The organism is Micromonospora sp. NPDC048170 (genome assembly GCF_040652795.1).
Taxonomy (GTDB): Bacteria; Actinomycetota; Actinomycetes; order Mycobacteriales; family Micromonosporaceae; genus Micromonospora.
The window spans coordinates 396,505-422,729 of record NZ_JBEZMR010000002.1; the positions used below are offsets into that span (position 1 = coordinate 396,505).

Below are 26,225 nucleotides of genomic sequence, written 5' to 3' on the forward strand. Positions count from 1 at the left end.
AACCCAGTACTCCCCTAACACCCCTCCCCCCCCCCCCCCTCTCCGTTGGGGGGGGGGGCCCCCCCGGGGGGGCCCCCCCCCCCCCACGTCGGTGAGTGCGGGCCGGGACACCGTGGCGCCCGTGTGGGGGCCGCGGCCCGCACGTCGGTGAGTGCGGGCCGGGACGCCGTGGCGCCCGTGTGGGGGCTTGGTCCGTTCGCCGTTAGGTGCGGGCGCGGGTGGCGTTCAGGCGATGCGGCGGTTCTCCCGGACCAGGCCGCCCTCGCACCAGTCCCGGTAGACGAAGAGTTCCGGGCGGGCCAGCAGCGCCCGGCTGTTGTACGCCCAGCTGAGCATGAGGTCGTCGCCGTTGCGTTCGGCCTGCTCGACCAGCTTCCGGAAGCGCCGCCTCGGGTGGGCGCGGAAGTTCGTCCGGATGCCGTCGGCGGCGTAGATGTAGAGGCAGTGCAGCGCGAACCGGCGCGCCGGGCAGGCCGGGTCCATCGCCAGTTCGAAGAGCACCGCCACCAGCCGGTCGCCGGAGACCAACAGGTCCCAGTCCGGCGGCATCGAGGTCAGCGGTACGGAATCGGGCTGGTAGGCCCACGCCCGCAACTCGGCGGGGGTCGGGTCGACGGGGTTGGCGAAGCCGTGGAACGTCGACTCCTGCACGCTCACCGGCCAACCTTCCCTCTCGCCCGCGGTGGCGTCGGCCACCCACCGGCTCTGGCTGCTGGGGCGAAACGGTAACCCGGAGCGCTGATCGGCGGTAGGCCCGCTCGGAGCGATTCGGCATCCAACGGCCGAGGGCCGGGCCGACCGTACGGTCGATCCGGCCCTCGGAGAGGCGACGTCGGGTCAGTCCGGTACGGGGGCCGGCTGGGCCCGCTGGGCCGCGCCGCGCTTGCGCAGCCAGTGCTTGAACCACGCGAAGTCGGGCAGCCGGGCGAGCATCGGCCCGGTCACCACGGTGATCAGCACGTACGCCGTGGCGAGCGCCGCCAGTTCCGGCTCGACGCTGCCGGCTGCCACCGCGAGCCCGGCGATGACGATGGAGAACTCGCCTCGGGGCACGAGGGTCAGGCCGGCCCGCCATCGACCGGGCTCGGCGATGCCGACCCGACGGGCCGCCAGGTAGCCGGTGAGCGTCTTCGTTCCCATGGTGATGATGGCCAGCGCGAGCGCGGGCAGCAGCACCGGCGGGATGTCCCGGGGGTCGGTGACCAGGCCGAAGAAGACGAAGAAGACCGCCGCGAAGAGGTCCCGCAGTGGCGTGAGCAGCTCCGTGGCGTGGTGCGCCACCGGCCCGGAGAGCGCGATGCCGACCAGGAACGCGCCGACCGCCGCCGACACCTGGAGCTTCGCCGCGATACCGGCCACCAGCAGGGTCATCCCGAGTACGCCCAGCAGCAACGCCTCCGGGTCCTTCGCCGACATGGCCGTGGAGATCAGGTTGCCGTACCGGATGGCGACGACCAGCACCAGAACGACGGTGCCGACCGCGACGCCGAGCGCGATCCCGCCGCCGAGCAGGCCGGTGCCGGCGAGCACCGCCGTCACCAGCGGCAGGTAGAACGCCATGGCCAGGTCCTCGATCACCAGGACCGACAGGACCACCGGCGTCTCCCGGTTACCGAGACGACCGAGGTCGGCGAGCACCTTGGCGATCACGCCCGAGGAGGAGACCCAGGTGATGCCGGCCAGCACCAGGGCGGCGATCCAGTCCCAGCCGAGCAGCAGCGCGAACGCCGCCCCCGGCAGCGCGTTGAGCACCCCGTCGATCAGCCCGGCGGGGGCGGCGGCGCGCAGGTTTCCGACGAGCTCGTTGGCCGAGTACTCCAGGCCGAGCATCACCAGTAGCAGGATCACGCCGATCTCGGCGCCGATCCCGAAGAACTCCTCGCTGGCGGCGAGGGGGAGCAGGCCGCCGTGGCCGAAGGCGAGCCCGGCCAGCAGGTAGAGGGGGATGGGTGAGAGACCGATCCGGCGGCTCAGCCGGCCGAGGAGGCCGAGCAGGAACAGCAGCGCGCCGACTTCTATGAGCAGAGTTGTCGTCTCGTGCATCCGCGCCTCAGCCGTCCGGGTCGCTGTCGGCGAGGATGGCTGTCACTCCGTCGAGGCCCTTGCGGGTCCCGACGACGACCACCACGTCACCGGCGGCGAAGCGGAAGGAAGGGTCCGGCGAGGCGATCACCTCGCTGTGGCGCAGCACCGCGACGATCGACGCGCTCGTACGGGAACGTGCCTGCGTGTCGCCGAGCTTCCGGTTGACGTACTTCGACCCGGCCGGAATGGCGATCTGCTCGGTGAGCAGCCCGGCGGCCTGTTCGCGCAGCCCGGACAGCTGGCCGAGCATCAGGGACGCGCCCAGGATGTCGGCGAGCGCTTCCGCCTCGTCGTCGGTCAGCGGTATGTCGTGCTGACATGAGTCGGGATCGTCCGGGTCGTACAGGACGAGATCACGGCGGCCATTGCGGTGGGAGACGACGCCGAGGCGGCGGCCGGATTCCGTCAACAGATCGTGACGGATCCCGATGCCGGGCAGGGCGGTCTGTTCGACACGTACGCGCACGGCGGTCAGGCTACTCCCCGCAGGCACGCATGGAACCGGGCCAGGAGGGCGCTGTCCATCACGACCTGCCGGTGCTGCCCCACGCGAACACGCATCGTGCCCGGCCACTGTCTGGCCCGACCGGTCACGAGGATGCCGCCGGTGCCACGAAGGGGCACTGAAGATCGGTTGACGCTTCACCGGGCGCAGGGCTCCGCCCCGCCCGGGTCAACAACAACCGATCATTGGTACGCCGCACGCGGGCGACCGCGTCCGAATCGCGCGCCTGGGTGGGGCGGGTGGTGTGATCCGTCTCACGCCGTCAGGGTTGAGCGGAATAGGCTCAACTCTGGTTGTGTCCTTTCCAGTGGACACGCCGATCCCGGGGGAGCCCATGAACACGGAACGTCTCACCACCAAGAGCCGCGAGGCCATCACCGGTGCCGTCGCGCTGGCGAACCAGCGTGGACACGCCACCGTGGAGCCCTGGCACCTGCTGCTGTCACTGCTGGACACCGACGGCTCGACCGCCGCCGGCCTGCTCCGCGCCGTCGGGGCCGACCCCGCCGAGCTGCGCCGGGCCGCCCAGCGCTCGGTCGACGCCCTGCCCGCCGCGCGGGGTTCCAGCATCGCCGAGCCGACCCTGGCCCGGGAGTTCGTCAACGCCATCGGGGCTGCCGAGCAGATCGCCCGGCCGCTCGGCGACGAGTACACCTCCACCGAGCACCTGCTCACCGGCCTGGCCCGGGTGGGCGGCGCGGTGGCGAACGCGCTGAAGTCGGCCGGGGCCACCGAGGAGACACTCGTCGCCGCGTTCCCGTCGGTGCGTGGCGGCGACCGGCGGGTCACCAGCGCCGACCCCGAGCAGACCTACCAGGCCCTGGCCAAGTACGGCGTGGACCTGACCGCCAGCGCCCGGGACGGCAAGATCGATCCGGTGATCGGCCGGGACTCCGAGATCCGCCGGGTGATCCAGGTGCTCTCCCGACGCACCAAGAACAACCCGGTGCTCATCGGCGAGCCGGGCGTCGGCAAGACCGCCATCGTGGAGGGCCTGGCCCAGCGGATCGTCGCCGGCGACGTGCCCGAGTCGCTGCGGAACAAGAAGCTCGTCTCGCTCGACCTCGGCGCGATGGTCGCCGGAGCGTCGTACCGGGGCCAGTTCGAGGAGCGGCTGAAGTCGGTCCTGGAGGAGATCAAGAACTCCGACGGCCAGGTCATCACCTTCCTGGACGAGCTGCACACCGTCGTCGGCGCCGGCAAGGGTGAGGGCTCGATGGACGCCGGCAACATGCTCAAGCCGATGCTGGCCCGCGGTGAGCTGCGGATGGTCGGCGCGACCACGCTCGACGAGTACCGTGAACACATCGAGAAGGACCCCGCCCTGGAGCGTCGCTTCCAGCCGGTGCTGGTCGGCGAGCCGACCATCGAGGACACCATCGGCATCCTGCGCGGCCTCAAGGAGCGTTACGAGGTGCACCACGGCGTACGGATCACCGATGCCGCCCTGGTCGCCGCCGCGTCGCTGTCGGACCGCTACATCACCGACCGGTTCCTGCCGGACAAGGCGATCGACCTGGTCGACGAGTCCGCGTCCCGGCTCCGGATGGAGATCGACTCCCGGCCGGTGGAGGTGGACGAGATCGAGCGGGCGGTGCGCCGGCTGGAGATCGAGGAGATGGCGCTGGACAAGGAGCCGGACGCCGCCTCCGCCGAGCGGCTGGAGCGGCTGCGCAAGGAGTTGGCCGACAAGCGCGAGCAGCTCACCGTCCTGTCGGAGCGCTGGCAGCTGGAGAAGAGCCACATCACCAAGCTCTCCACCGCCAAGGAGGAGCTGGAGCGGCTGGGCGGCGAGGCCGAGCGGGCGGAGCGCGACGGCGAGCTGGAACGGGCCGCCGAGCTGCGTTACGGCCGGATCCCGGCCCTCAAGGCCGAGCTGACGCAGGCCGAGGAGGAGTTGGCCCGGCTACAGGCCGAGGGCGCGATGCTCAAGGAGGAGGTCGGCGCGGACGACATCGCCGCCGTGGTCGCCTCCTGGACCGGCATCCCCGCCGGCCGGCTGCTGGAGGGCGAGACCGCCAAGCTGCTGCGGATGGAGGATTCGCTCGGCGCCCGCGTGGTCGGTCAGGCCGAGGCGGTCGGCTCCGTCTCCGACGCGGTGCGCCGCGCCCGGGCCGGCATCGCCGACCCCGACCGCCCGACCGGCAGCTTCCTCTTCCTCGGTCCGACCGGTGTCGGCAAGACCGAGCTGGCCAAGGCGCTCGCCGAGTTCCTCTTCGACGACGAGCGGGCCATGGTCCGCATCGACATGAGCGAGTACGGCGAGAAGCACTCCGTCGCCCGCCTGGTCGGCGCCCCGCCCGGCTACGTCGGCTACGAGGAGGGCGGGCAGCTCACCGAGGCGGTGCGCCGCCGGCCGTACTCGGTGATCCTGCTGGACGAGGTCGAGAAGGCCCACCCGGACGTCTTCGACATCCTGCTCCAGGTGCTCGACGACGGCCGGCTCACCGACGGGCAGGGCCGTACGGTGGACTTCCGCAACGCCATCCTGATCCTCACCTCCAACCTCGGGTCGTCGGTGATCGGCGACCTGACGCTGGCCGAGGAGCAGCGCCGGGAGGGCGTCCTCGCGGTGGTCCGGTCGCACTTCAAGCCGGAGTTCCTCAACCGGCTCGACGACATCGTGGTCTTCGCCGCGCTGCGCGGTGACGACCTGCGCTCCATCGTCGACATCCAGCTCGACCGGCTGCGCCGTCGTCTCGCCGACCGCCGCCTGGCACTGGAGATCACCGACCCGGCCCGCACCTGGCTGGCCGAGCACGGCTACGACCCCATCTACGGCGCCCGCCCGCTACGCCGCCTCGTCCAGACAGCCATCGGCGACCAACTGGCGAAGGCCCTCCTCTCGGGCGAGATCCGGGACGGCGACACGGTCAAGGTCACCCTGGCGGACACAAAGGAAACCCTGTCGGTCACCACGGCCTGACCCCGCCTGACCCCGCCCGCCCCCCGCCCGCGTCGATCAAGAGGTTTGCGCTCCGACAGGACCATCCTGAGGACGCAAACCTCTTGATCGACAGGGCGGGCGGCGGGTTGCCGTTCGGGGCGTGGGCCGGCACGTGGCGTAACTGGTCTCTCACTCCCGGGCCGTGCAGTTTCCCCAGGTGCGCGGGGTTGTTACCGTCTCCGCCGACGTACCTGGGGAGGTGGTCGGCGTGAACGGATCCGTGGCGTACCTGCTGGCGGCGGTGGGCTGTCTCGTCGGGGTGGCCGGGGTGGTGGTCGCCGTGGTGGCCCTGCGCCGGGCGCAGTCCCGCCCGCAGCAACGGGCCAAGGGGCCGGGCGATCCGCTGCGGGACCGGGACGCGGACGCGCTGCGCGGTGACCCGCGCCGCCTGAAGCCCGGTGACATCGTCGAGATCCGGGGCGTGTCGTACGCGGTGCGCGGCTCGATCCGCCTGGTCGAGGGCGGCTGGAGCTGGGCCGAGCACCTGCTCGACGATTCCGCCGGTGTGCGCCGCTGGCTCTCCGTCGAGGAGGACCCGGAGCTGGAACTGGTGCTCTGGGGGGCCGAGCAGGGAGCCACCGTCACCCCCGGCGCCCCGACCATCGACTTCGCCGGCCGCCGCTACAACTGGAACGAGACCGGCCAGGCGCGCTACACCGCCGTCGGCAACACCGGCCTCGACCCGACCGGCACCATGCGGTACCACGACTACCGGGCGTCCGGCGGGGCCAAGCTCTCCTTCGAGGCGTACGGCGACGCGGGCTGGGAGGTCGCGCTCGGTGAGCTGCTGCACCGCGGCGAAGTGATGATCTACCCGCAGTCCGAGGTGGGCTGATGCTCGTCACCCTCGACGCCCCGTACGTCGACACCAGCGCCGCCGACCTCAGCCTGGCGCTCGACGACGTCGAACGACCCGCGCTGCACGTGCTCGACCTCGACCTGCCGGGCGGCGTCCGGCTGCGGCTGCGGCTGCTCGGCGCCTCGCACCAGGTGGTCGTGCGCGCGCCCGGCGTCGCGTTGACCGAGACGGTCGCCTGCCTGCCCGGCCGGCCGCCCGAGCTGCCCGGGACCGTGCTGGACGAGGCGAGCGGCTACCGCTTCACCGCGACCGTGCTGCGGCCCGCCGGCGCCGGGCTCAGCGAACAGGTCGCCGCCCTCCGCGCCGACCTGGCCGACGACCCGTACGCGCTGGTGGGCGTGTTCCCCGGCGACGCCGACGCGGTGACCGCGCTGGCGGTCCGCCCCGACCCGCCGGCCGGCGCCCTCGCCTGGCGTACCTGGCACGCGTATCCCCAGACCAACGAGCTGGTCCTGACCGAGACGGTGGTGGCACTGCGATGACGTACCGACGCTGGTTCGTGGTGGGGGCGGCGTTCGCCGTCATCGGCGCGCTGGTCGCCGCCTTCGCCGTCTTCTACGGCAACTTCTCCCCGCGCGGCTACGTGGAGGACAAGTACACCCGGGCGGCGAGTCGGGACATCGGCGGAGCCGCGGTCGCCTACACCTCGACCCGCCCACCGAGCCAGGTCGCCAAGGAGGTCACCGACGCGTGGCAGCCGGCCGACCAGTACGTCGACGGCAGCGGCGTCTACCTGCGCTACGACGACGACTCGGTGGTGATCCTGCCGATCGCCGCCGGCTCGGTGATCCTGCTGGAGCGGATGAGCTCCGCCTACCCCCGATACCACTCCACGGTCGGCTCCCACTGGGGCTGGGGCCGTGGCAGCACCGTCCGGGGCGGCGGCCCCGGTAGCGGCAAGTGACGTACCGATCCCCCTCACCCTGGAGCCTCCTGTGCAGACCCTCGTCACCGATCTGCTGGTCACCCTCGCCTACGGGGTGGTCGGCGTCCTGCTGATGGGCATCGGCTACGTCCTCGTGGACCTCGCCACCCCCGGCCGGCTCAACCAGCTGATCTGGACCGAGCGTAACCGCAACGCGGCGCTGCTGCTCGCGTCCAACCTGGCCGGCGTCGGCATCATCGTGGTCGCCGCGATCGCCGCCAGCGAGGACGACTTCGTGCTCGGCATCGTCGGCGCGTCCGCGTACGGGATCCTCGGCCTGGTGATCATGGCGGCGGCGTTCGTGCTGCTCGACGTGGCCACCCCGGGGAAGCTCGGTGAGCTCCTGGTCGACCCGGAGCCGCACCCGGCGGTGTGGGTCTCCGCGATCGTGCACCTCGCCACCGGTGCGATCATCGCCGCCGCCATCAGCTGATGACCACGGGGAAGAAGCCCGACGCCCCGGGGAAGCCCGGCGCGGCCGACCAGCGGAAGAGCATGGTGATCGTCGCCGTCGTCACGGTGGTGGTCGTCGCGTGCTGCGTCGGGGGCGCGCTGATCCGCGACGACGACGGCAGCACCACCGTGCCTCCGCCCACCAGCACCGAGCGGGCCGACACCGTGGCGATCCTCGCCCGGGCGGCCGAGAGCCAGGGCATCTGTTACGGCTGGCAGTTGGAGGACCGGTACGCCAAGGTCGTCAATGTCGGCTCCAACCTCGGCGACGGCGTTTCCGTCGAGGACAACCCGGCGTGCCCCCGCTGGGTGCGGGTCACCGGGGACGTCTACTACACCCCGCAGAGCAGCGAGTCCAACGACTCCGCCTACGTCAGCGTCGGCGGCTCGGACGACTTCACGCGGTCTGACCTGCGCGCCGTCGAGCGGGGCCTGGAGCGGTTCGGCCTGACCGAAGAGGTGTACCTCGACGATCCGGGCTGGGCGGTGACCCGGTCGGCCGTCAGCCTGCCGCTACTCGTCGCCGAGCGGGGTCTCGCCGAACCGGCGCCGGTGGCGACCGCCGCCCCGGCGGCCACGCCGGCCGCGCTGCCCGACGCCGGCAACGACCTTTGGCGGGACCGCTGGGGCTACCTCCTCGCCGTGGCCGGACTGCTGCTGGTCACCGGGCTGCTGGTCGCCGTCGGCATGTGGCAGCGTCGCCGTCAGCTCCGCCAGGAGGCCGAGCAGGAGGCGCAGGCTGCGGCCCGCCGCGGTCAGCACATCGCTCCCGGGCAGCGCACGCGGGAGTCCAGGCGTACACCGGAGAGACGGTGAGCGTCGACGCGCCGGCGCCCGCGCGGTGGCGGCTGTCCCGCGCGGCGGTGCTCGTCGCGGTCTTCGTCTGTGCCGCCTGCGGCCTGGTCTACGAGCTGGCCCTGGTCGCCCTCGGCAGCTACCTGATCGGGGACACGGTCGGGCAGACGTCGATCGTGCTCGGCGTGATGGTGTTCGCGATGGGCGTCGGCGCGCTCGCCGCCAAGCCGTTGCAGTCCCGGGCCGCCGCCGCCTTCGCCGCGATCGAGCTGGCCCTGGCCCTGCTCGGCGGCCTTTCCGTGCTCGGCCTCTACGCGGCCTTCGCATGGCTGGACCTGTACGGCCCGGCGCTGGTCGGCACCGCGTTCGTGCTGGGCCTGCTGATCGGCGCGGAGATTCCGCTGCTGATGGTGATGCTGCAACGCATCCGGGAGCAGGCCGCCGGCAGCGCGGTGGCGGACCTGTTCGCCGCCGACTACGTCGGTGCGCTGCTCGGCGGGCTGGCCTTCCCGTTCCTGCTGCTGCCGGTCTTCGGCCTGATGGAGGGGGCACTTGTGGTCGGGGCGGTGAACGCCGTCGCCGGGCTCGCGCTGGTCTGCACGGTCTTCCGGCGGGAGCTGAGCCGCCGGACGCGCGTCGCGCTCGGCGCCGGCACCGTCGTGGTCTTCCTCAGCCTCGGGTACGCGTGGGTGACCGCGCACGACTTCGAGCTGACCGCCCGCCAACAGCTCTACCGGGACCCGGTGGTGCACGCCGAGCGCAGCCGCTACCAGGAGATCGTGCTCACCCGCTCGGTGGCGGAGACCGGGCGTGCCGGCACCGACCTGCGGCTCTTCCTCAACGGCGACCTCCAGTTCAGTTCGGTCGACGAGTATCGCTACCACGAGGCGCTGGTGCACCCGGTGCTGAACGGCCCGCGCGGCGAGGTGCTGGTGCTCGGCGCCGGGGACGGCCTGGCCGTACGCGAGTTGCTGCGCTACCCGGACGTCCGGCGGATCACTGTGGTGGACCTGGACCCGGCGGTGGTGGCGCTGGCCCGCAGCGAGCCGCAGCTGCGCCGGCTCAACGGCGGCGCGCTCGACGATCCCCGGGTCCGGGTGGTGCACGCCGACGCGTTCTCCTGGCTGCGTACCGCCGCCGACCGGTTCGACGCGGTGGTGGCCGACCTGCCCGACCCGGACGAGACGGCCACCGCCAAGCTCTACACCGTCGAGTTCTACGCGCTGGTACGGGCGGTGCTCGCCGAGGGCGGCCGGCTGGTCGTGCAGTCGGGTTCGCCGTACTTCGCGCCCCGGTCGTACTGGTCGATCGACGCGTCGTTGCGGGAGGCGGGCTTCGCCACCACGCCGTACCACGTGGACGTGCCGTCCTTCGGTGACTGGGGCTTCCTGTTGGCGGCCCCCGGCCCGACCGCGCCCGCCCTGAACCTGCCGCCGGACGCGCCCGCGCTGCGCTTCCTCGACGCGGCGACACTCTCCGCCGCCGGGGCCTTCCCCGCCGACCGCCGCCGGGTGGACGTGCCGGCCTCCACTCTGCTGCAACCCCGGGTGCTGGAGTACGCGCGGGCGGAGTGGCGCGGCTACTGACCGCTCCGCCGTTCGGCGGCGGGTGGTGCCCGCCGGTCCCACGCGCACCCGGATGCTTACTTTCTGTGTCGTTCATGTCCTGATCTTGGGGTGTTTCAAGGTCATCTCTACACTGCTGGTGGTGCTCGGTCATCCAGACTGAGCTGCTGGAAGGGAGAACGATGAGGAACATCCTGCGCCGTCCGCGCGTTCGCAGCCTGATCACCGTCGGTGGGGTTGCCAGTGCCCTCGTGTTCGGCATGGCTGCGCCCGCCCAGGCGGACTACAGCAGCCCGCTCTACTCGACGCTGAAGAAGTGCAACGCGGCCCGCCCGTCGTACGTCTCGTCCTGGACGTCCCCGGGCCCGTGCTACCCGATGTACAACTGGGACGGCTCGAAGCGGATCGGCTACTCGTTCCTGGTGAAGACCCGGTACTGAGCTGTCGCCCGGCCTTCGGTGATCAGGACGCTGTGGACCCTTCCCGGCAGCTTTCAGGTCCATGGCGTCCTGATCACGCCCGTGCGGGGCGTGACGCTGGCGTACCGCTGTGGTCATGCCTGGCCAGCGCATCCGGTGTGATGGTGGTCGACGAGGACCATCGTCACACCGGCGTTGGCACCGGCGCCGGCGTTGACCCGGCAGGGCCTGGGCGGACCGGCTTCCGTCGGCGACCGGCCCCGCTCCCGCGCCGTCCCGGCGGGTCGGTGGCTGTCTGACGTGCCCGACTGGCCTGACCTGGTTACGGTGTGACCGCGATCTAGGGAAGGAGAATCATGGTCGATTCCCACAACACGCCGGCCCGCACCCGGCCGGGTGTGGTGACCATTTCCACGTATCTGCTGTGGCTGTTCGCGCTCACCCAGCTGATCGGCCTCATCATCACGCTCTCCACCGTCGGCACCATCTCGGAGGCGCTCGACGAGGCGTACCGGGGCACCGACGCCAACGGCGCGCAGAACCTCGCGGACATCACCACGATGATCACCATCGGTGGTGCAGTCTTCGTGTTCCTGCTCGCGGTCGTGCTGGCCGTTCTCGGGGTGTTCAACAACCGGGGCAGCAACGGGTCGCGGATCACCACCTGGGTGCTCGGCGGCATCATGGTCTGCTGCACGGGCGGCGGCCTGGCCAGCGGTCTCGGTGGCGGCATGGGCACCGGTCAGACGACGGGCGACGGACCGAGCCCGGAGGAGATCCAGCGCCGCCTCGACGAGGCGCTGCCCGGCTGGTTCAACGCGGTCACCACGCTGCTCGCCGTGATCGGCCTGCTCGCGCTGCTCGCCGCGCTGATCCTGCTGGCGCTGCCGAAGGCCAACGAGTTCTTCCGCAAGCCGAAGCAGGCGTGGGAGCCGCCGGTCCCGGGGGCGGCCTACCCGGGTCATCCGCAGGCGGCCGGCCAGCCCGGCTACCCGCCCACCCCCGGCTACCCGCCGACGCCGGGCTACCCGCAGGCGCCGGACCAGCCACAGGCGTCGGGTTACCCGCAGACCCCGGGTTACCCGCCGGCCCCCGGCCAGCCGCAGGCGCCGGGCCAGCCAGACCAGCCGGCACCGGGCGGCCAGCCGCCGTCCCCGCCGTACGGTGGGGAGCAGGGGCAGCCGGGATCGACTCCGGGTGGCGAGCAGCCCGGGTCGGACCGCCCCGGCCCGACCCCGCCGCCGGTGAGTTGACCGGTCGATAGCAGCGACGCCGACGGTCCCTCCGAGTAGGTTGCAACCCGACGCCTACCGGAGGGACTCGTCGTGTCGTACCCCGATCGGGCACCGGCCCGCCGCCCGGCCGTGGTCACGGCGGCAGTCGCGGTGCTGGCGCTGATGGCGGTCGCCGCCCTCGCGTACGCCCTCGCCGGTGCGGTGACGCGCGGCGGCACCGTGGACCGGTTCCGCGCCGCCTCGGCGGACACCTCGGCGCTCCCGGACCAGATCGACACGGTGGTCACCCTGCTGGGCGTGTCCACCGTGCTGACCACGGTGGTGAGCCTGCTCGCGGGCCTGCTCCTCGCCACCCTGGCCCTCGGCCTGCGGGCCGGCCGGGACGGCGCCCGCACCGCGACCTGGATCATCTCGGGGCTGGGGCTGATCGCCGGCTGCTGCGGGCTGACGCTGCTGGTCGGCCAGCGCACCCTCCCGCTGGGACCGGACGAGAACGACCGGGCGACGGCGGAACTCTTCAACCTCCTCGCCGACGCCTACCCCTCCTGGTGGATCCCGCTGGGCGTGGGGCTTTCCGTCGGGCAGGTGCTCGGTTACCTTGTGGTAGCCGTGCTGCTGGCCCTGCCGGCGGCGAGCGCCTGGTTCCGTCGGCGGCCCGTGTCGTCACCCGGCCAGCCCCCGCACCAGCCGCCCGCGCCCCCGTATCCGACGAGGTGAGGACCGCCCGTGACGCTCGACAGGCCGGACAGCGAGCGGCGGGCCCTGATCACCGGAGCGACCGCCGGCATCGGTGCGGCCTTCGCCCGTCGGCTGGCCGCCGACGGCTGGCACCTGGTGCTGGTGGCCCGGGACGCGACCCGCCTGACCGCAACGGCTGCCGAACTGACCGGGCAGCACGGGCGGGAGGTCGAGACGATCCCGGCCGACCTGTCCACCGACGACGGTTGCGCGACGGTGGAGCGCCGGCTGGCCGAGGGGCCGCCGATCGAGCTGTTGGTCAACAACGCCGGGATCAGCCTGAACACCCCGTTCCTGCGGTCGTCCGCAGAGGACGAGGCGCGGCTGCTGCGGCTCAACGTGCACGCCGTGATGCGGCTGACCCTCGCGGCCCTACGGCCGATGACCGAGCGACGCCATGGGGCAGTGATAAATGTCTCTTCGGTGGCGGGGTTCGGCGTGGTCATGCCGGGTTCGACCTACTCCGCCAGCAAGGCGTGGGTGACCAACTTCAGCGAGTCCGTCGGCCAGTCCGCCCGGCCCCTCGGCGTACGCGTGATGGCTCTCTGCCCTGGTTACACGCGTACGGAGTTCCACGACCGCGCCGGCATCAACATGTCCAAGACGCCGGAGTGGATGTGGCTGCGGGCCGACGACGTGGTCGCCGAAGCCCTGCGTGACCTGCGGAAAGGCAAGCTGGTCAGCGTTCCCGCGTGGAAGTACAAGCTCGCCGTCGCCGGCCTTCGGCACGCGCCCCGGCGGCTGCTGGAAGTGGTGTCCCGGGACACCCGGGGCCGCATCGGCCGCGACGACGGCTGACTGTCCGATCAGCGCGCCACTGCCCGTCGATCGCCCGTCCGGCCGCCTGAACGGTCGCTCAGCGTAGCCGGAAATCGCCAGTCGTCGGTCGTCCCCAGGGCTGATCAGGGTGGACCCGACACACGACTCCCAGACTTGCGCAGTACCCTCTATCGCCATGGGGGACCACGACGACCTGCGTAAATTCATCACTGACCTGGCGGTGGTCCACGGCCGGGTGGTGCTCTCCTCGGGCCGCGAGGCCGACTGGTACGTCGATCTACGTCGCGTCACGCTCCATCACCAGGCCGCTCCATTGGTGGGGCGGGTGATGCGTGACCTGACGGCGGACTGGGACTACGACGCGGTGGGCGGGCTGACCCTTGGCGCCGATCCGGTGGCGCTGTCGATGTTGCACGCCGCGTCCGGGGCCGGTCACCCGTTGGACGCGTTCGTGGTCCGTAAGGCGGGTAAGACGCACGGGCTCCAGCGTCGGATCGAAGGGCCGGACGTGGCCGGCCGGCGGGTCCTGGCGGTGGAGGACACCTCCACCACCGGGGGAAGTGTGTTGACGGCGGTCGAGGCCCTTCGCGAGGTGGGGGCCGAGATCGTAGGTGTGGCGGTTATTGTTGATCGAGGCGCCGGCGACGCGGTGCGAGCCGCCGGATTGCCGTATCGGGCGGCCTATACGTTGGCTGACCTCGGCCTTGTGGCGTAAAAGTCTGCCGATTCGGATCCGCCGATATGCAGGCGGATCGATGCTGCTGGTGGAAGGATGGAATACGTGGGAACTGCGTTGGCTGAAATGACTATGCCTCAGATCTCGCCGCTTGCCGGCGAGCCGATCGAACGTGCCGATGCCGAGCGTCTCGCGGGGGTCCTCAAGGCCCTCGCCGACCCCGCTCGACTGCGGCTGCTCAGCCTGATCCAGTCGGCGCCCGAGGGCGAGGCGTGCGTGTGCGACCTGACCGCGCCTCTCGGCCTCTCGCAGCCGACGGTCAGTCACCACCTGCGTATCCTCACCGAGGCCGGCTTGCTGGAGCGGGAGAAGCGCGGTGTCTGGGCCTACTACCGGCTGGTGCCGTCCGCGATCGCCACGATCGCCGATCTGCTGACCCCGCCGCGCAAGCGCGCCACCAAGAAGGCACGCTGACCTGTACCGATCGTCCGGTGCCATCCCCGACCAGGGACGGCGCCGGACGCCCGGTCGGTCAGTGCTTGCCGTAGTGCTCGCGGGTCTCCCGGATCGCCTCCTCGGCGGCGGCCCGCTCCTGCGGGGTGGTGCCCCGCCTGGCGGCCAGCCACGCCCGCAGCAACTCGACGGCGATCGGGATGACCGAGATCCCCACGATGGCGATCAGGATCATCTCGATGTTCGCCTTGACGAACGGGATCTGGCCGAGGAAGTAGCCGAGCACGGTCACGCCCGTGCCCCAGAGGATGCCGCCGATCACGTTGTAGATCACGAACGTGCGGTAGTTCATCCGGCTGACCCCGGCCACGATCGGCGTGAACGTCCGCACGATCGGCACGAAGCGCGCCAGCACGATCGAGCGCGCGCCGTACTTCTCGAAGAAGTCGTGCGCCTTGAGCACGTTCTCCTGCTTGAACAGCCTCGAGTTCGGCCGGCGGAACAGCGCCGGGCCGACCTTGCGGCCGAACGCGTACCCCACCTGGTCGCCGGCGATCGCCGCGATGGTGATGAGCAGGCAGACGAGCCACAGCGGGTAGGTGATGTACTTCCCGTCCGCGGTGAGCAGCCCCGCCGTGAACAGCAGCGAGTCGCCGGGCAGGAAGAACCCGATCAGCAGGCCGGACTCGGCGAAGACGATGACCAGGATGCCGATCAGCCCGAACGTCGAGATCAACACCTCTGGATCGAGCCAACTCGGCCCCAGGGCCAGGGTGGCGGTGGGCGTCGGCACGAGGCGACCTCCGATGTATGCCGGTCGGTGATGGAACGTCCGTAGTCTAGGTCGCTACCCGCCGTTGCGGTGCTCGACGTCACAGCGCGCGGAATCCCCGCCCCGCCGGGACGCGCCCGCCCTGCCGCGTGCCGCGATGCCGCTCCCGCGCGGAATGCGACTGCCCTCAGCGCGGCGCGACGACGAGTGTCTGCACCGCGCCGCCCACTGTGCCCTCGGCGTCGGCCAGCCGGCTCGTCGCGACGCCCGAACCGTGCGGCCCGATCGTGGTGGCCGAGTCGAGCAGGAGCCACTCGCCGCGCGGCGGCCGGTGCAGGGTGACCGACAGATCGACGTTCACGAACAGCCAACGGGACAGATCCAGCCGGGCGCTCACGCCGCTGCCCGAATCCGCCACGAGCAACGCCCGTTCCGCCGGGCGGACGGGCTCGCCGGGCAGTAGTGGGATCCGGGGCCGTACCCACACCCGGGCCGGACCCGGCTCGGCGAAGGCGCCGGAGACGAAACGCCACTGCATGGCTGCCAGGTAGCCGGCGGAGTGCGCGGCGGTCCAGTGCTCCGGTTCGGTGCCCGCGTCCGGCTCCGGGACCGCCGGCCCGTCGTCGGGCGTCGCGGGCGTCGGCTCGCCCGGAGCGAGGATGCGCCAGCCCCGGGCGTGCAGCACCTCCTGCCCGCCGGCCTCCCCGACCCCCTCCACCAGCGTGATCCGCCGACCGGCCCGGATCGTCCGCACCCGCACCGTCAGCTCCGCCACCGGCACCGGGCGCAGGATGTCCACCGACACGCGGGTGAGGAGCTGACCGTCGACGGGGTCGTGCCCGGCGAGCGCACGGGCGAGCAGAGCCGACGGCGGGCCGGCATGCTGGGCGGCCGGATCCCACGGGCCGGCGGTCGCCGGCGTGGCCACGAACCGGCCGTCGCCGGCCGACTCGTAGAACGCCTCGTACGTCATGGTCGGCGACCCTACCCGCGCCGCCCCCGATCGGCCGGGCCGCCGCTACAGCCGGGGGTCGACCGGCTCCGACTCGCAGGCCAGGATCGCGAAGACCAACTCGTGCCGGCGCCACAACGGAGCACCGGCGACCAGCGCGTCCAGCGCCGCCAGACCCAGCCCGTGCTCGCGCAGCGCCAGCCCCCGCTTGCGCCCCAGCGACCGGCGGCGCAGCGCGGCGAGCTGCTCCGGCTCGTCGTACCCAGGACCGTAGATGATCCGCAGGTACTCCCGGCCCCGGCACTTGATGCCCGGCTGGAGCAGCGAACCCCGCTCGCTGCGGGCCGCCGGCCCGGCGTACGGCTTCACCACCATGCCCTCGCCGCCGGCCGCTGTCAGCGCCAGCCACCAGTCCGTGGCCGCCGCCTCGGCGGCCCGGTCGGCCAGGTCGACGACCTGGCGACGGGTCGGCGTGAAGAACTCCGGATCGGCGGCGCAGAGCCGGTCGGTCAGCCCGAGATGCCAGCCGTGGTCCCGGTCGGCGTAGCTGGCCTTCGCGCCGGCCAGCACCGCGAACGGGGCCAGGGTCACCCCGCGCAGCCCGTCGGTCGGGCCCACGTACGCCCGGTAGGCCTCCGAGTAGGCCAGGATCTCGTCGCGGCGGCGGGCCATCCGGTCGCGCAGCCCGTCCACGGGCAGGCCCCGGCCGGCCGCAGCCTCCAGTGCGTCCAGCGCCGCAGGGAGGGCGGCCCGACCGGCTGCGCCGACCCCCGCGTACTGCTCGCGGATCAGGCCACCGGCTTTCGCCGACCAGGGCAGCAGCTCGCAGTCGAGCAGCAGCCAGTCGGTCCCCAGCTCGTCCCAGAGCCCCGCCCCGCCGACTGCCGCACGCACCCGGTCGAGCAGTTCCGTGTCGAGCGGCTCACCGAAGAACGGCCGGCCGGTGCGGGTGTGCACCACGCCCCCGCCCGGGCCGAAGGGCCCGCCGTCCGGCTCCCGGCAGACCAGCACCACCGCCCGCGAGCCCATGTGCTTCTCCTCGCAGACCACCCGGTCCACGCCCGCCGCGCGGTAGTCGGCGAAGGCCTGCGCCGGGTGCTCCAGGAAGTCACCGACGGTCGCCGTCGAGCAGGGCGCCATCGTCGGCGGGAGCCAGGCCAGCCAGCGCGGATCCACCGCGAACCGACTCGTCACCTCCAGCGCGGCGGCGGCGTTCTCCGCCGGCACGGTCAGCGACCCGTACGCGTGCTCGATGTGCCGCCGGCCGACCACGTCGGTCAGCTCCAGCACCTGGTCCGGGCGGGCCGGCGCGGCGGTCAGCGGGCGGGTCGGTGCGTACCACTCCCGCTCCGCCGGCACCGAGACCAGTTCCTTCTCCGGGTACCGCAGCGCGGTGAGCCGGCCACCGAAGACGCAACCGGTGTCGATGCAGATGGTGTGGTTCACCCACTCCGGTGTCGGGGTGGGCGTGTGCCCGTAGACCACCATCGCCGAGCCCCGGTATTCCCGCGCCCACGGGTAGCGAACCGGCATCCCGTACTCGTCGATCTCGCCGGTGGTCTCGCCGTACAACGCGAAGGCGCGCACCCGGCCCGACGTGCGGCCCTGGTATTCCTCCTTCAGCCCGGCGTGCGCGACCACCAGCCGGCCGCCGTCCAGGACGAAGTGGCTGACCAGGCCGTCGACGAAGGTCGCCACCTCGGCCACGAAGCTGTCCGGTTCCGCCGCCAGCTGCTCCATCGTCTCGGCCAGCCCGTAGGTGAGGCGCACGTTCTGGCCCCGCAGCCGGCGTAGCATCTTCTGCTCGTGGTTGCCGGGGACACAGATCGCGTGCCCGGCGGCGACCATGCCCATCACCAGGCGGAGCACGCCGGGGGAGTCCGGGCCGCGGTCCACCAGGTCACCGACGAAGACGGCGGTACGCCCCGACGGGTGCGTGGCGTCCACCGGCCGGCCCCGCTCGTCGCGGTACAGCTCCCAGCCGAGCCGGCTGAGCAGCGTCTCCAACTCGGCGCGGCAGCCGTGCACGTCGCCGACGATGTCGAACGGCCCGGTCAGCTCCCGCCGGTCGTTGAACAGCTTCTCGTAGCGGATCTCGGCGGCGTCGATCTCCTCGACGCCACGCAGCACGTGCACCTTCCGGAAGCCCTCCCGGGCCAGCTGCTTGTACGACCGACGCAGGTCACGCTGCATCCGGGCGAGCACCTGCCGGCCGAAGGTGCGGTCGGCGCGGCCCTCGGTGCGTTCCCAGGCCAGCGCCTCGGGCACGTCCAGCACGACGGCCACCGGCAGCACGTCGTGCTGGCGGGCCACCCGCACCAGGGCGGCGCGGGCGTGCGGCTGGAGGTTGGTCGCGTCGACCACCGTGAGCCGGCCCCGGCGCAGCCGCGTGGCGGCGACGTGGTGCAGCGACTCGAAGGCGTCGGCGGACGCGGACTGGTCGTTCTCGTCGTCGGCGACCATCGCCCGGAACACGTCCGAGGAGAGCACCTGGCTGGGCGCGAAGTGCCGGCGGGCGAAGGTGGACTTGCCGGAGCCGGAGACACCGACGAGTGCGACCAGGGCCAGCTCGGGGATGTCGAGGGTGGTCACGCGTTCTCCTTCCGGGTCAGTACGACGAGCTGGGTGGGGGTGCCGACCTCGGGATCGTCGTCGCCGACCCCGCTGGTTGCGGCGGTGTAGCCGTACGTGGCGGACACCCGGTCGACCCAGGCGGCGAACTCCGCGCGGGTCCACTCGAAGCGGTGGTCGGCGTGCCGGAACCGCCCGGCGGGCAGTCCCTCGTAGCGGACGTTGTACTCGACGTTCGGCGTGGTCACCACGACGGTGGCCGGCCGGGCGTGACCGAGCACGGCGTCCTCCAGCGCCGGCAGCCGGGGCGGGTCGACATGCTCGATCACCTCCATCAACACCGCCGCGTCGTATCCGCGCAGCCGGTCGTCCCGGTAGGTCAGTGCGGACTGCCAGAGGCGGATCCGGCCCCGCTGCCGCTCGGGCAGCCGGTCCAGCCGCAGCCGCCGGGCGGCCAGGTTCAGCGCGTGCGCGGAGACGTCGGTGCCGACGATCTCGGTGAACCGGCGGTCCCCGACCAGCGCGGCGAGCAGGGCGCCGCCGCCGCAGCCGAGATCCAGCACCCGGCCCGCGCCCGCTTCGGCGAGCGCGCCGAGTACCGCCTCGCGCCGCCGCGCGGCCAGCGACGCCCGGCGGGCCGCGACCTGCCCGCCGCCGACGCTCGCCTCGTCCCCGGTCGCCTCGTCCACCGCCGGCTCGTCGGTCGGCTGCCGCTCGGTGAGGCGGGCCAGGGCCAGCCCGGCCAGCGCCCGTCGGTGCGCCAGGTAGCGACGGGTGATCAGGTCGCGCTCCGGGTGGTCGGCCAGCCAGCCCTCGCCGGCCCGGAGCAGCTTGTCGACCTCGTCCGGGGCGACCCAGTAGTGCTTGGCGTCGTCCAGCACCGGCAGCAGGACGTAGAGGTGGTTGAGCGCGTCGGAGACCCGCAGCGTGCCGGTCAGCGTCAGGTCGACGTACCGGCTGTCGCCCCACTCCGGGTGCCGCTCGTCGAGCGGGATCGGGGTGGCGGTCACCGCCCAGCCGAGCGGGCCGAACAACCGGACCGCCACGTCCGCGCCGCCCCGGCAGCGCAGCACCGGCACCCGCACCTGAAGCGGGATCGGCGTACGGGCCAGCTTGGGACGCTCGCGGGACTCGCCGCGCAGGGCCGAGCGGTACACCCTGGACAGCGCCGAGGAGAGCAGGCTGGATGCCGCGTAGGGCCGGTCGTTGACGTACCGCCCGAGGGTGAAGCTGTCGGGGGTCGGGGCCTGCTGCCGGCCGCGTCCCCCGCCCCGCGCGCCGGCCAGCCGCAGCGGGTCGACGTCGAGCAGCAGGGCGGCGGTGCAGCGCTCCTCGCCGGCCTCGGGGTAGAACACGTGCGCGGTGCCGACCGGCACGTCGAAGGAGTGCGCGCGGTCGGGGTGCTTGACCAGCAGGTGCCCGAGGTCGGTCGCCGGCCGGTACGTGGTGGTCAGGGTGAGCAGCACGCGCCCATGGTTCCAGGGCGCTGGATCTTGCGTCGTCCCGTTTTCGTCGTGCTGGCGGTGGGCGTGTGCCGTCGGGTGCGTGCCCGGGTCACGCCGTCAGCGGTAGTCGTCCTCGTTGGGGGCGACCACCCGGGCCTGCTCCATCGCGTCCCAGTCGCCGACCTCCAGGCCACGGTGCGGCTCGGTGTCGGCCTCGCCGGGGTCGACCACGGCGGCCTGCTCGACCGCGTCGGCCGGCTCCGCCTCCATGTCGCGCTCCTCGGGGGCGAGGTGGTCGCTCGGAGCGAAGTCCTCTTCGGGCTGACCCATACCAGTCCCTCCCGGGATCTCGGCGGACAGTTCCCCACACACCGTACGGGGTGCGCCCGCCCGCCGCTCGGAACCGAGTCGACCGAATCGCCCCACCGGCCGCCACCCCCGGTGCCAGGATGGGGCAGTGGGCTTCCTGATCCGGTTGGCGATCACCGCCGTCGCGCTGTGGATCACCACGCTGATCGTGCCCGGGGTGGAGGTGAGCGGTCGGTCCGGCACCGACACCGCCCTCACACTCGTCGTCGTGGCGTTGATCTTCGGCGTGGTGAACGCGGTGCTCAAGCCGCTCATCAAGGTGTTCGGCTGCGTCTTCTACCTGCTCACCCTCGGCCTGTTCGCGCTGGTCGTCAACGCCCTGCTGTTCCTGCTGACCGACCGGATCGCCCGGGCGCTGGACCTGCCGTTCCACGTGGACGGCTTCTGGGCGGCGTTCTGGGGTGCCATCGTGATGGCCGTGGTCACCTGGCTGATCAGCGTCGTCGTGCCCGACAGGCGGGAGGGGCGGTGACCCGGTGGCCAGGGACCGGGCGCATACCGGGTCGGTTGTGCCGGCCTCGGTCTTCTACGGGATACTGCCGACGGTGGACAGCGCGGTCCGGCGCACCCAGGGACAACAGCGGCCGGTGACGGCCGACAGCGGTAAGTAAGGAGCGTTCGACATGCCCATCGCTTCCCCCGAGACCTACGCGGAGATGCTGGACCGTGCCAAGGCCGGTCAGTACGCGTACCCCGCCATCAACGTGACGTCCTCGCAGACCCTGAACGCGGCGCTGAAGGGCTTCGCCGACGCGGAGAGCGACGGCATCATCCAGGTCTCGACCGGTGGCGCGGAATACCTCTCCGGCCCCTCCGTGAAGGACATGGTCACCGGCGCGGTGGCGTTCGCCGCGTACGCCCACGAGGTGGCCAAGAAGTACCCGGTCAACATCGCCCTGCACACCGACCACTGCCCGCAGGAGAAGCTGGACAAGTTCGTCCGGCCCCTCATGCAGATCTCCAAGGAGCGGGTGGCCGCCGGCCAGGAGCCGCTGTTCCAGTCGCACATGTGGGACGGCTCGGCCGTGCCGGTGGCGGAGAACCTGGAGATCGCGGCCGAGCTGCTCGACCGGGCCGCCGAGGCCAAGATCGTCCTTGAGATCGAGGTCGGCGTGGTCGGCGGCGAGGAGGACGGCGTCGAGAACGCCATCAACGACAAGCTCTACACCACCGTCGAGGACGGCCTGGCCATGGTCGAGGCGCTCGGCCTGGGCGAGAAGGGCCGCTACATGGCGGCGCTGACCTTCGGCAACGTGCACGGCGTCTACAAGCCGGGCAACGTCAAGCTCCGCCCGGAGATCCTGAACCAGATCCAGGAGGCGGTCGGCGCCAAGTACGGCAAGGAGAAGCCGCTCAGCCTGGTCTTCCACGGCGGCTCCGGCTCGCTGCTGTCCGAGATCCGCGAGGCGCTCGACTACGGCGTGGTGAAGATGAACATCGACACCGACACCCAGTACACCTTCACCCGGCCGGTCGCGGACCACATGTTCCGCAACTACGACGGCGTGCTCAAGGTCGACGGCGAGGTCGGCAACAAGAAGCTGTACGACCCGCGGGTCTGGGGCAAGGCCGCCGAGGCCAGCATGGCCGTCCGCGTCGCCGAGGCCTGCGAGCACCTGCGCTCGACCGGCACCACGCTGGCGAAGTGACACGCTGACGCGTACCGCCGACGGCCGGCTCCCCACCCGGGGCCGGCCGTCGGCGTCTCCCGGTCAGGGCGTCGCGGTGAGCACCCGGACGGCCTCGTGGACGTCGTCGGTGAGGTGCACGGTGCCGGACAGGTCGCCGAACGGCGAAGCCCTCAGCAGCGGTCGCAGCAGCGACTCCACCGGCAGCTCCTCGGTCCAGTACGCGCGGTCCAGGAAGACGTACGCGCCGCTGGCGCCGTCGGTGCCGTAGTAGGTCTTGGTGGCGGCCTGGAACACCTCCTGCACCGTGCCCGCCCGGCCGGGGGCGAAGACGATCCCGCCCCGCGCCAGCCGCAGGATGGTGTCCTCGCGGATGGCGTTGGAGAAGTACTTGGCGATCCGGCCGGCGAACAGGTTCGCCGGCTCGTGCCCGTACAGCCAGGTCGGAATGGCCAGCCCGCCGGCGCGCGCCCAGTCCACGTCGCCGCCCGCCAGCGCCACCGAGTCGGCGCGGGACACGCTGCCGGGGTCGGTGGCCCGGGGCCGGGGCAACGCCATCGGCCGGCCGTAGAGCTCCCGGACCCGTAGCGCCGCCGCCGTGTAGCGGTCGTGGTCGGTGAAGTCCGGTGCCGCGGCGAGCAGGTCGATTGCGGCGTCCAGGTCCTCGGCCGGCCGCAACGCGAGGTGGGCACCGAGGTTGGCGGCCTCCATCACCCCCGGGCCGCCGCCCGTCACCACCAGCCGGTCGGCGCGGGCCAGCTCCCAGCCCAGCACCGCCGCCGTCCGGTACGGCGCGCTGCCGCGCGGCACCGCGTGCCCACCCATGATGCCGACCACCGACTGCGGCCCGTGGGCGGCCAGCCAGGCGCGGGTGGCGTCCGCCAGCGCGTTGTCCACGCCGTGGTCGTGCAGCCGTTGGCCGAGTGCCTCCCGGACGTCCGGCAGCGCACCGCCGTGCGCCCGGAAGTGCTCGTAGACCCGGGTGTCGTACATCCCGGCGAACCCGCCCTCGGCGAAGCCGGCGGCCAACTCCTCCGGGGTGTAGAGGTGCGACGGCTGGGTCGGGTAGGGCAGCCCGGAGAACGGCGGCACCACGTTGGCGCCGCGCCGGACCAGGTCGGCGCCGACGTCGCGGGAGGCGAAGCGACACCCCACGAAGAGGGTGCCGGTCACCTCGACGGCGGTGAGGTCGGGGACGGGGTCGAGGTCGAGCCGCAGCCCCTGCACGGTCAGCCCGACCAGGCTGCCGTTGCTCAGCCGCCGGTCGAACTCGGCGCGGGTCTCGATCTCGTCGGTGCAGGTGTGCGGCTCGATGACGTCCGCGGGAGGTGGGGTCGGCACCCTGGCCATCCTGCCCCGCCGGGTCAACCGGCCAAACCCGCCTGAACCGACAGGAGCCCGGCGGTCGTGGCCACCGGGCTCCTGCGATACCGGGTCCTGGGGAGGCTCCGGACCAATAGTTGTAGTCGAAAGTATCGGCCGGGGGCATGGGCCGCAGGCGTGACCAACTCCTCAGCCGTTCAGCCAGTCAGCTCGCCCAACCCCCTCGCGCCCGCTGGTGCGAAGCGGGTTGAATGGGGCGATGCAGAACCTGTTGCCGGAACCACCGGCCACCCTTCTCCCCGCGCACGACGAGGCCGACACCGCCCGGGCCGCCGCCGAGCGGGCCGGCAGCGACGAGGCGTACGCCGAGGTGGCGGCACGCTTCCCGACCTACAGTGCCGGCTGGGGCGCACTGGCCGCGCGGGCGCTCGCCGCAGGCCAGGTCATTCCTGCGTACGCCTACGCGCGCACCGGCTACCACCGGGGCCTGGACCAGTTGCGCCGCAGCGGCTGGAAGGGGTTCGGTCCGGTGCCGTGGTCGCACGAGCCGAACCAGGGCTTCCTGCGCTGCCTCTACGTGCTGTCCCGGGCCGCCGACGAGATCGGCGAGGCGGACGAGGCGGCCCGCTGCGCCCAGTTCCTCCGCGACTGCGACCCGGCCGCAGCCGACGCGCTGGCGAGTAACTGACGTCCGAGCCGACGGCCTGCCCGGCACAGTCCCGGCCGGCCGTCGGCTCGTTCTGGCCCTCGTGGGGCGCCGACGCCCTACAACCCCTCCGCGACGGCGGCAGCGATCTTCAGCCAGGCGTCCCGGGTGGCCGCGGAGAGCGCCCCGTACCGGATCGGCTCCCCGGTGTCGATGAGGCGCTCGTACGGCGCGAGCAGCACCGCCCGGGTGCGGGCCGCGAAGTGCTCCTGGATCGCCGGCAGGTCGATCTCCTTGCGCGACGGAGGCATGGAGACCACGGTCACCGCCTGTCGGACCAACCGTTGCCGGCCGCTCTGCTCCAGGTGGTCCAGCATCCGGGCGGCCGTCTCCGCCGAGTCGTTCCGGGCCGACATGGTGACCAGCAGCTGGTCCGTGGCGTCCATCGCGGCCTGCCAGTTCTGGGCCCGGACGTTGTTGCCCGTGTCCACGAAGATCAGCTTGTAGAACCGGCTGACCACCTCGCGGATCTCGGCGAACGCGGCGGCGGTGAGCATCTCGCCGCCGGTGGCCGACTCGTCCGAGGCGAGGACGTCGAACATCCCCTCGCCCTGCGAGCGGACGTACTGCGACAGGTCGCCCACCCGCCCGTGCGCGCCCTGGAACTGGCCCAGGTCACGCAGCATGTCCCGCACCGTACGGGAGTGGAAGTCCTGCTGGGCGCGCATCCCGAGGGTGCCCTGGGTCTCGTTGTTGTCCCAGGCCAGCACGTAGCCGCCGCGCTTCTGGCCGAACGTCATCGCCAGCAGCAGGATGGCCACCGTCTTGCCGGCGCCCCCCTTCGGGTTCACCACGGTCACCTGGCGCAGCCCGCCGAAGTTGCGGCGCACCGTGTCGATGTCCCGCCGCAACTCCTGCTCGTGCCGCCCCGGCGGCAGCCGCAGCCCGATCCGGTTGGCCACCGCCCGTACGCCCATCGCCGCCACCGGGTCCGCGGGACGGACCTGCCGGCGGCGGGCGAAGTCCTCGGCCGTCGGCGGGGCGGTCGGCTCCGGGCGCCAGTTCGCGTCGGGCTGCGCCGGGGGCACCGCGGTGACCCCCTCCGCCGGCTGGTACGCCTGCTGCGGAGCCGGGGCGGGGGCTCCCGGGGCGGCCTGCTGCCAGGGCGGCGGATACCAGCCGGGCGGGTACGGGCCGGGCGGAGCACCCTGCTGCGGCGGATACGGGCCGGCCTGCCGTGGCGGGTAGGGCCCGGGCGGAGCGCCCTGCTGCGGTGGATATGGCCCGGCCTGCTGCTGTGGTGGGTAGGGGCCCGTCGGGTCGGCCTGCTGTGGTGCCGTCGGGTCGGCCCCGGGACTGTGCTGCGGTGCCGCAGGGTCGGCTCCTAGGCCGTGCTGTGGCGCCGCAGGGCCGGCTCCGAGGTCCGTGGCGGGCCCGACCGGTGCGTCGTGTCCGGTTGGGTCATGCGGGAACGGGCCTGGAGACGCACTCTGCGGCGGAGCCTGCTGGGCCGGGTCCTGCTGGGGCGGGCTCTGCTCTGCCGGGTCACGCTGGGGCGGGATCTGGTGGGCCGGGTCCCGTTGAACGGGGTGCTGGAGGGACTGTCGGGGTGCGGTGCCCTGGGGCGTCGACGCCGGACCAGCGCCGGCCCTCGGTCCCGGCCCGGGCTCGACGGCCGCCGTGGCTGGTCGCTGCGGCGGCTGCGCCCACGGCGACTCCGCCGGCACCCGCCCCCCGCTGCCCGTCCCGGTCGTGCCCGTCGTCGGCCCGTTGGTCGCGTTCCCACCCGCCGTCGACCCGCCGGCTTCGTTCCCGCCCGTCGTCGACACGGTCCCGCCCGCCGCAGGGCCGCTGGCCTCGAGACCGCCCGCCACCGGGCCGGCGGTCTCGCTATCGCCCGTCGTCAGGTCGGCGTTCTCGTTCCTGCCCGTCGTCGGGCCGCTGGTCTCGTTCCTGACCGTCGTCGGGTCGGCGTTCGCGGTCCCGCCTGTTGTCGGGCTGTCGGCCGTCGGGACTTCGGCGGTCGGGTGGGTGCTGCCGGTCCCGGTTGACTCAGCGGGGGCGGACGTGGTGTCAGGGAGCGA

26 protein-coding genes are annotated in these 26,225 nt (G+C 72.6%); 16 read left to right on the top strand and 10 right to left on the bottom strand.

Features of this window, described 5'->3' with window-relative positions:
• Positions 1 to 225 precede the first annotated feature (225 nt).
• The 3 genes from AB0D32_RS05365 to AB0D32_RS05375 all read right to left on the bottom strand — a co-directional run bounded on the left by AB0D32_RS05365 (position 226) and on the right by AB0D32_RS05375 (position 2,551).
• Positions 226 to 657, bottom strand: coding sequence for a hypothetical protein (locus AB0D32_RS05365; RefSeq protein ID WP_357085185.1), 432 nt, complete (start codon positions 655 to 657; stop codon positions 226 to 228).
• Between the two features lie 180 nt (positions 658 to 837).
• Positions 838 to 2,043 carry a cation:proton antiporter gene (locus AB0D32_RS05370; protein ID WP_357085187.1) on the bottom strand — a complete coding sequence of 402 codons (1,206 nt, stop codon included), beginning with the start codon at positions 2,041 to 2,043 and terminating at the stop codon, positions 838 to 840.
• Positions 2,044 to 2,050: 7 nt separating this feature from the next.
• Entirely contained in the window at positions 2,051 to 2,551 is a 501-nt protein-coding gene (locus AB0D32_RS05375) for a TrkA C-terminal domain-containing protein (protein ID WP_357085189.1), read from the bottom strand.
• Positions 2,552 to 2,924: 373 nt separating this feature from the next.
• Between AB0D32_RS05375 and clpB the strand changes: the two genes are divergently transcribed.
• The 13 genes from clpB to AB0D32_RS05440 all read left to right on the top strand — a co-directional run bounded on the left by clpB (position 2,925) and on the right by AB0D32_RS05440 (position 14,456).
• Positions 2,925 to 5,516 (top strand): ATP-dependent chaperone ClpB, encoded by a 2,592-nt coding sequence (gene clpB, locus AB0D32_RS05380; protein WP_357085191.1) that lies wholly within the window; start codon positions 2,925 to 2,927, stop codon positions 5,514 to 5,516.
• Positions 5,517 to 5,745: 229 nt separating this feature from the next.
• Positions 5,746 to 6,372 carry a DUF4178 domain-containing protein gene (locus AB0D32_RS05385; RefSeq protein WP_357085193.1) on the top strand — a complete coding sequence of 209 codons (627 nt, stop codon included), beginning with the start codon at positions 5,746 to 5,748 and terminating at the stop codon, positions 6,370 to 6,372.
• Positions 6,372 to 6,878 carry a DUF2617 family protein gene (locus tag AB0D32_RS05390; RefSeq protein ID WP_357085195.1) on the top strand — a complete coding sequence of 169 codons (507 nt, stop codon included), beginning with the start codon at positions 6,372 to 6,374 and terminating at the stop codon, positions 6,876 to 6,878. Before AB0D32_RS05385 ends, AB0D32_RS05390 begins: the two co-directional genes overlap by 1 nt.
• Complete coding sequence (locus AB0D32_RS05395) at positions 6,875 to 7,300, top strand: DUF4247 domain-containing protein (RefSeq protein WP_357085197.1); 426 nt, start codon at positions 6,875 to 6,877, stop codon at positions 7,298 to 7,300. The genes AB0D32_RS05390 and AB0D32_RS05395 overlap by 4 nt, the downstream gene beginning before the upstream one ends.
• Positions 7,301 to 7,331: 31 nt before the next feature.
• On the top strand, positions 7,332 to 7,754 hold the full coding sequence (locus tag AB0D32_RS05400) for a DUF350 domain-containing protein (protein WP_091624918.1): 423 nt from the start codon (positions 7,332 to 7,334) through the stop codon (positions 7,752 to 7,754).
• Between the two features lie 62 nt (positions 7,755 to 7,816).
• On the top strand, positions 7,817 to 8,590 hold the full coding sequence (locus AB0D32_RS05405) for a hypothetical protein (RefSeq protein WP_357085677.1): 774 nt from the start codon (positions 7,817 to 7,819) through the stop codon (positions 8,588 to 8,590).
• Positions 8,587 to 10,155, top strand: a complete 1,569-nt coding sequence (locus AB0D32_RS05410) for a polyamine aminopropyltransferase (protein WP_357085200.1) — start codon at positions 8,587 to 8,589, stop codon at positions 10,153 to 10,155. The genes AB0D32_RS05405 and AB0D32_RS05410 overlap by 4 nt, the downstream gene beginning before the upstream one ends.
• A 161-nt stretch (positions 10,156 to 10,316) precedes the next feature.
• Positions 10,317 to 10,574 (top strand): hypothetical protein, encoded by a 258-nt coding sequence (locus AB0D32_RS05415; protein WP_357085202.1) that lies wholly within the window; start codon positions 10,317 to 10,319, stop codon positions 10,572 to 10,574.
• A gap of 335 nt (positions 10,575 to 10,909) precedes the next feature.
• A complete protein-coding gene (locus AB0D32_RS05420; RefSeq protein ID WP_357085204.1) occupies positions 10,910 to 11,806 on the top strand; it encodes a hypothetical protein in 897 nt (298 codons plus the stop codon).
• A 72-nt stretch (positions 11,807 to 11,878) separates the two neighbouring features.
• The gene (locus AB0D32_RS05425; RefSeq protein WP_357085206.1) at positions 11,879 to 12,505 is read left to right on the top strand and encodes a hypothetical protein; all 627 of its coding nucleotides are present in this window, start codon (positions 11,879 to 11,881) and stop codon (positions 12,503 to 12,505) included.
• 9 nt (positions 12,506 to 12,514) lie between these two features.
• Positions 12,515 to 13,324 carry an SDR family oxidoreductase gene (locus AB0D32_RS05430; RefSeq protein WP_357085208.1) on the top strand — a complete coding sequence of 270 codons (810 nt, stop codon included), beginning with the start codon at positions 12,515 to 12,517 and terminating at the stop codon, positions 13,322 to 13,324.
• A gap of 157 nt (positions 13,325 to 13,481) precedes the next feature.
• A complete protein-coding gene (locus AB0D32_RS05435) occupies positions 13,482 to 14,021 on the top strand; it encodes an orotate phosphoribosyltransferase (protein ID WP_357085210.1) in 540 nt (179 codons plus the stop codon).
• Between the two features lie 57 nt (positions 14,022 to 14,078).
• Entirely contained in the window at positions 14,079 to 14,456 is a 378-nt protein-coding gene (locus AB0D32_RS05440) for a metalloregulator ArsR/SmtB family transcription factor (protein ID WP_007454255.1), read from the top strand.
• Between the two features lie 58 nt (positions 14,457 to 14,514).
• Here AB0D32_RS05440 and AB0D32_RS05445 read toward each other — a convergent pair whose 3' ends face one another.
• The 5 genes from AB0D32_RS05445 to AB0D32_RS05465 all read right to left on the bottom strand — a co-directional run bounded on the left by AB0D32_RS05445 (position 14,515) and on the right by AB0D32_RS05465 (position 20,505).
• Positions 14,515 to 15,228, bottom strand: coding sequence for a VTT domain-containing protein (locus AB0D32_RS05445; protein WP_357085212.1), 714 nt, complete (start codon positions 15,226 to 15,228; stop codon positions 14,515 to 14,517).
• A gap of 166 nt (positions 15,229 to 15,394) precedes the next feature.
• Entirely contained in the window at positions 15,395 to 16,180 is a 786-nt protein-coding gene (locus AB0D32_RS05450; RefSeq protein WP_357085214.1) for a thioesterase family protein, read from the bottom strand.
• 45 nt (positions 16,181 to 16,225) lie between these two features.
• Positions 16,226 to 18,751 (bottom strand): polynucleotide kinase-phosphatase, encoded by a 2,526-nt coding sequence (locus tag AB0D32_RS05455; protein ID WP_357085216.1) that lies wholly within the window; start codon positions 18,749 to 18,751, stop codon positions 16,226 to 16,228.
• The gene (locus AB0D32_RS05460) at positions 18,748 to 20,196 is read right to left on the bottom strand and encodes a 3' terminal RNA ribose 2'-O-methyltransferase Hen1 (protein ID WP_357085218.1); all 1,449 of its coding nucleotides are present in this window, start codon (positions 20,194 to 20,196) and stop codon (positions 18,748 to 18,750) included. Before AB0D32_RS05460 ends, AB0D32_RS05455 begins: the two co-directional genes overlap by 4 nt.
• 96 nt (positions 20,197 to 20,292) lie before the next feature.
• Positions 20,293 to 20,505 (bottom strand): hypothetical protein, encoded by a 213-nt coding sequence (locus tag AB0D32_RS05465; protein ID WP_357085220.1) that lies wholly within the window; start codon positions 20,503 to 20,505, stop codon positions 20,293 to 20,295.
• Between the two features lie 127 nt (positions 20,506 to 20,632).
• On the opposite strand from AB0D32_RS05465, the gene AB0D32_RS05470 reads away from it, so the two are divergent.
• Positions 20,633 to 21,016, top strand: coding sequence for a phage holin family protein (locus AB0D32_RS05470; RefSeq protein WP_357085222.1), 384 nt, complete (start codon positions 20,633 to 20,635; stop codon positions 21,014 to 21,016).
• Between the two features lie 151 nt (positions 21,017 to 21,167).
• A complete protein-coding gene (fbaA, locus tag AB0D32_RS05475; RefSeq protein WP_357085224.1) occupies positions 21,168 to 22,193 on the top strand; it encodes a class II fructose-bisphosphate aldolase in 1,026 nt (341 codons plus the stop codon).
• Between the two features lie 63 nt (positions 22,194 to 22,256).
• Here the strand turns inward: fbaA and AB0D32_RS05480 are convergent, their stop codons facing one another.
• Positions 22,257 to 23,522, bottom strand: a complete 1,266-nt coding sequence (locus AB0D32_RS05480; protein ID WP_357085226.1) for a hypothetical protein — start codon at positions 23,520 to 23,522, stop codon at positions 22,257 to 22,259.
• Positions 23,523 to 23,754: 232 nt separating this feature from the next.
• Here AB0D32_RS05480 and AB0D32_RS05485 point away from each other — a divergent pair, with 232 nt between their 5' ends.
• On the top strand, positions 23,755 to 24,183 hold the full coding sequence (locus tag AB0D32_RS05485) for a DUF3151 domain-containing protein (RefSeq protein WP_357085228.1): 429 nt from the start codon (positions 23,755 to 23,757) through the stop codon (positions 24,181 to 24,183).
• A gap of 77 nt (positions 24,184 to 24,260) precedes the next feature.
• On the opposite strand, the gene AB0D32_RS05490 is transcribed toward AB0D32_RS05485, so the two are convergent.
• On the bottom strand, positions 24,261 to 26,048 hold the full coding sequence (locus AB0D32_RS05490; protein ID WP_357085679.1) for a chromosome partitioning protein: 1,788 nt from the start codon (positions 26,046 to 26,048) through the stop codon (positions 24,261 to 24,263).
• Positions 26,049 to 26,225: the final 177 nt, after the last annotated feature.

Coding starts and splice junctions, on each gene's coding strand:
- AB0D32_RS05370 (WP_357085187.1), bottom strand. CDS start 2,043: ATGCACGAGACGACAACTCTGCTCATAGAAGTCGGCGCGCTGCTGTTC.
- clpB (WP_357085191.1), top strand. CDS start 2,925: ATGAACACGGAACGTCTCACCACCAAGAGCCGCGAGGCCATCACCGGT.
- AB0D32_RS05390 (WP_357085195.1), top strand. CDS start 6,372: ATGCTCGTCACCCTCGACGCCCCGTACGTCGACACCAGCGCCGCCGAC.
- AB0D32_RS05395 (WP_357085197.1), top strand. CDS start 6,875: ATGACGTACCGACGCTGGTTCGTGGTGGGGGCGGCGTTCGCCGTCATC.
- AB0D32_RS05405 (WP_357085677.1), top strand. CDS start 7,817: ATGGTGATCGTCGCCGTCGTCACGGTGGTGGTCGTCGCGTGCTGCGTC.
- AB0D32_RS05415 (WP_357085202.1), top strand. CDS start 10,317: ATGAGGAACATCCTGCGCCGTCCGCGCGTTCGCAGCCTGATCACCGTC.
- AB0D32_RS05420 (WP_357085204.1), top strand. CDS start 10,910: ATGGTCGATTCCCACAACACGCCGGCCCGCACCCGGCCGGGTGTGGTG.
- AB0D32_RS05435 (WP_357085210.1), top strand. CDS start 13,482: ATGGGGGACCACGACGACCTGCGTAAATTCATCACTGACCTGGCGGTG.
- AB0D32_RS05440 (WP_007454255.1), top strand. CDS start 14,079: ATGGAATACGTGGGAACTGCGTTGGCTGAAATGACTATGCCTCAGATC.
- AB0D32_RS05450 (WP_357085214.1), bottom strand. CDS start 16,180: ATGACGTACGAGGCGTTCTACGAGTCGGCCGGCGACGGCCGGTTCGTG.
- AB0D32_RS05465 (WP_357085220.1), bottom strand. CDS start 20,505: ATGGGTCAGCCCGAAGAGGACTTCGCTCCGAGCGACCACCTCGCCCCC.
- fbaA (WP_357085224.1), top strand. CDS start 21,168: ATGCCCATCGCTTCCCCCGAGACCTACGCGGAGATGCTGGACCGTGCC.
- AB0D32_RS05480 (WP_357085226.1), bottom strand. CDS start 23,522: ATGGCCAGGGTGCCGACCCCACCTCCCGCGGACGTCATCGAGCCGCAC.
- AB0D32_RS05485 (WP_357085228.1), top strand. CDS start 23,755: ATGCAGAACCTGTTGCCGGAACCACCGGCCACCCTTCTCCCCGCGCAC.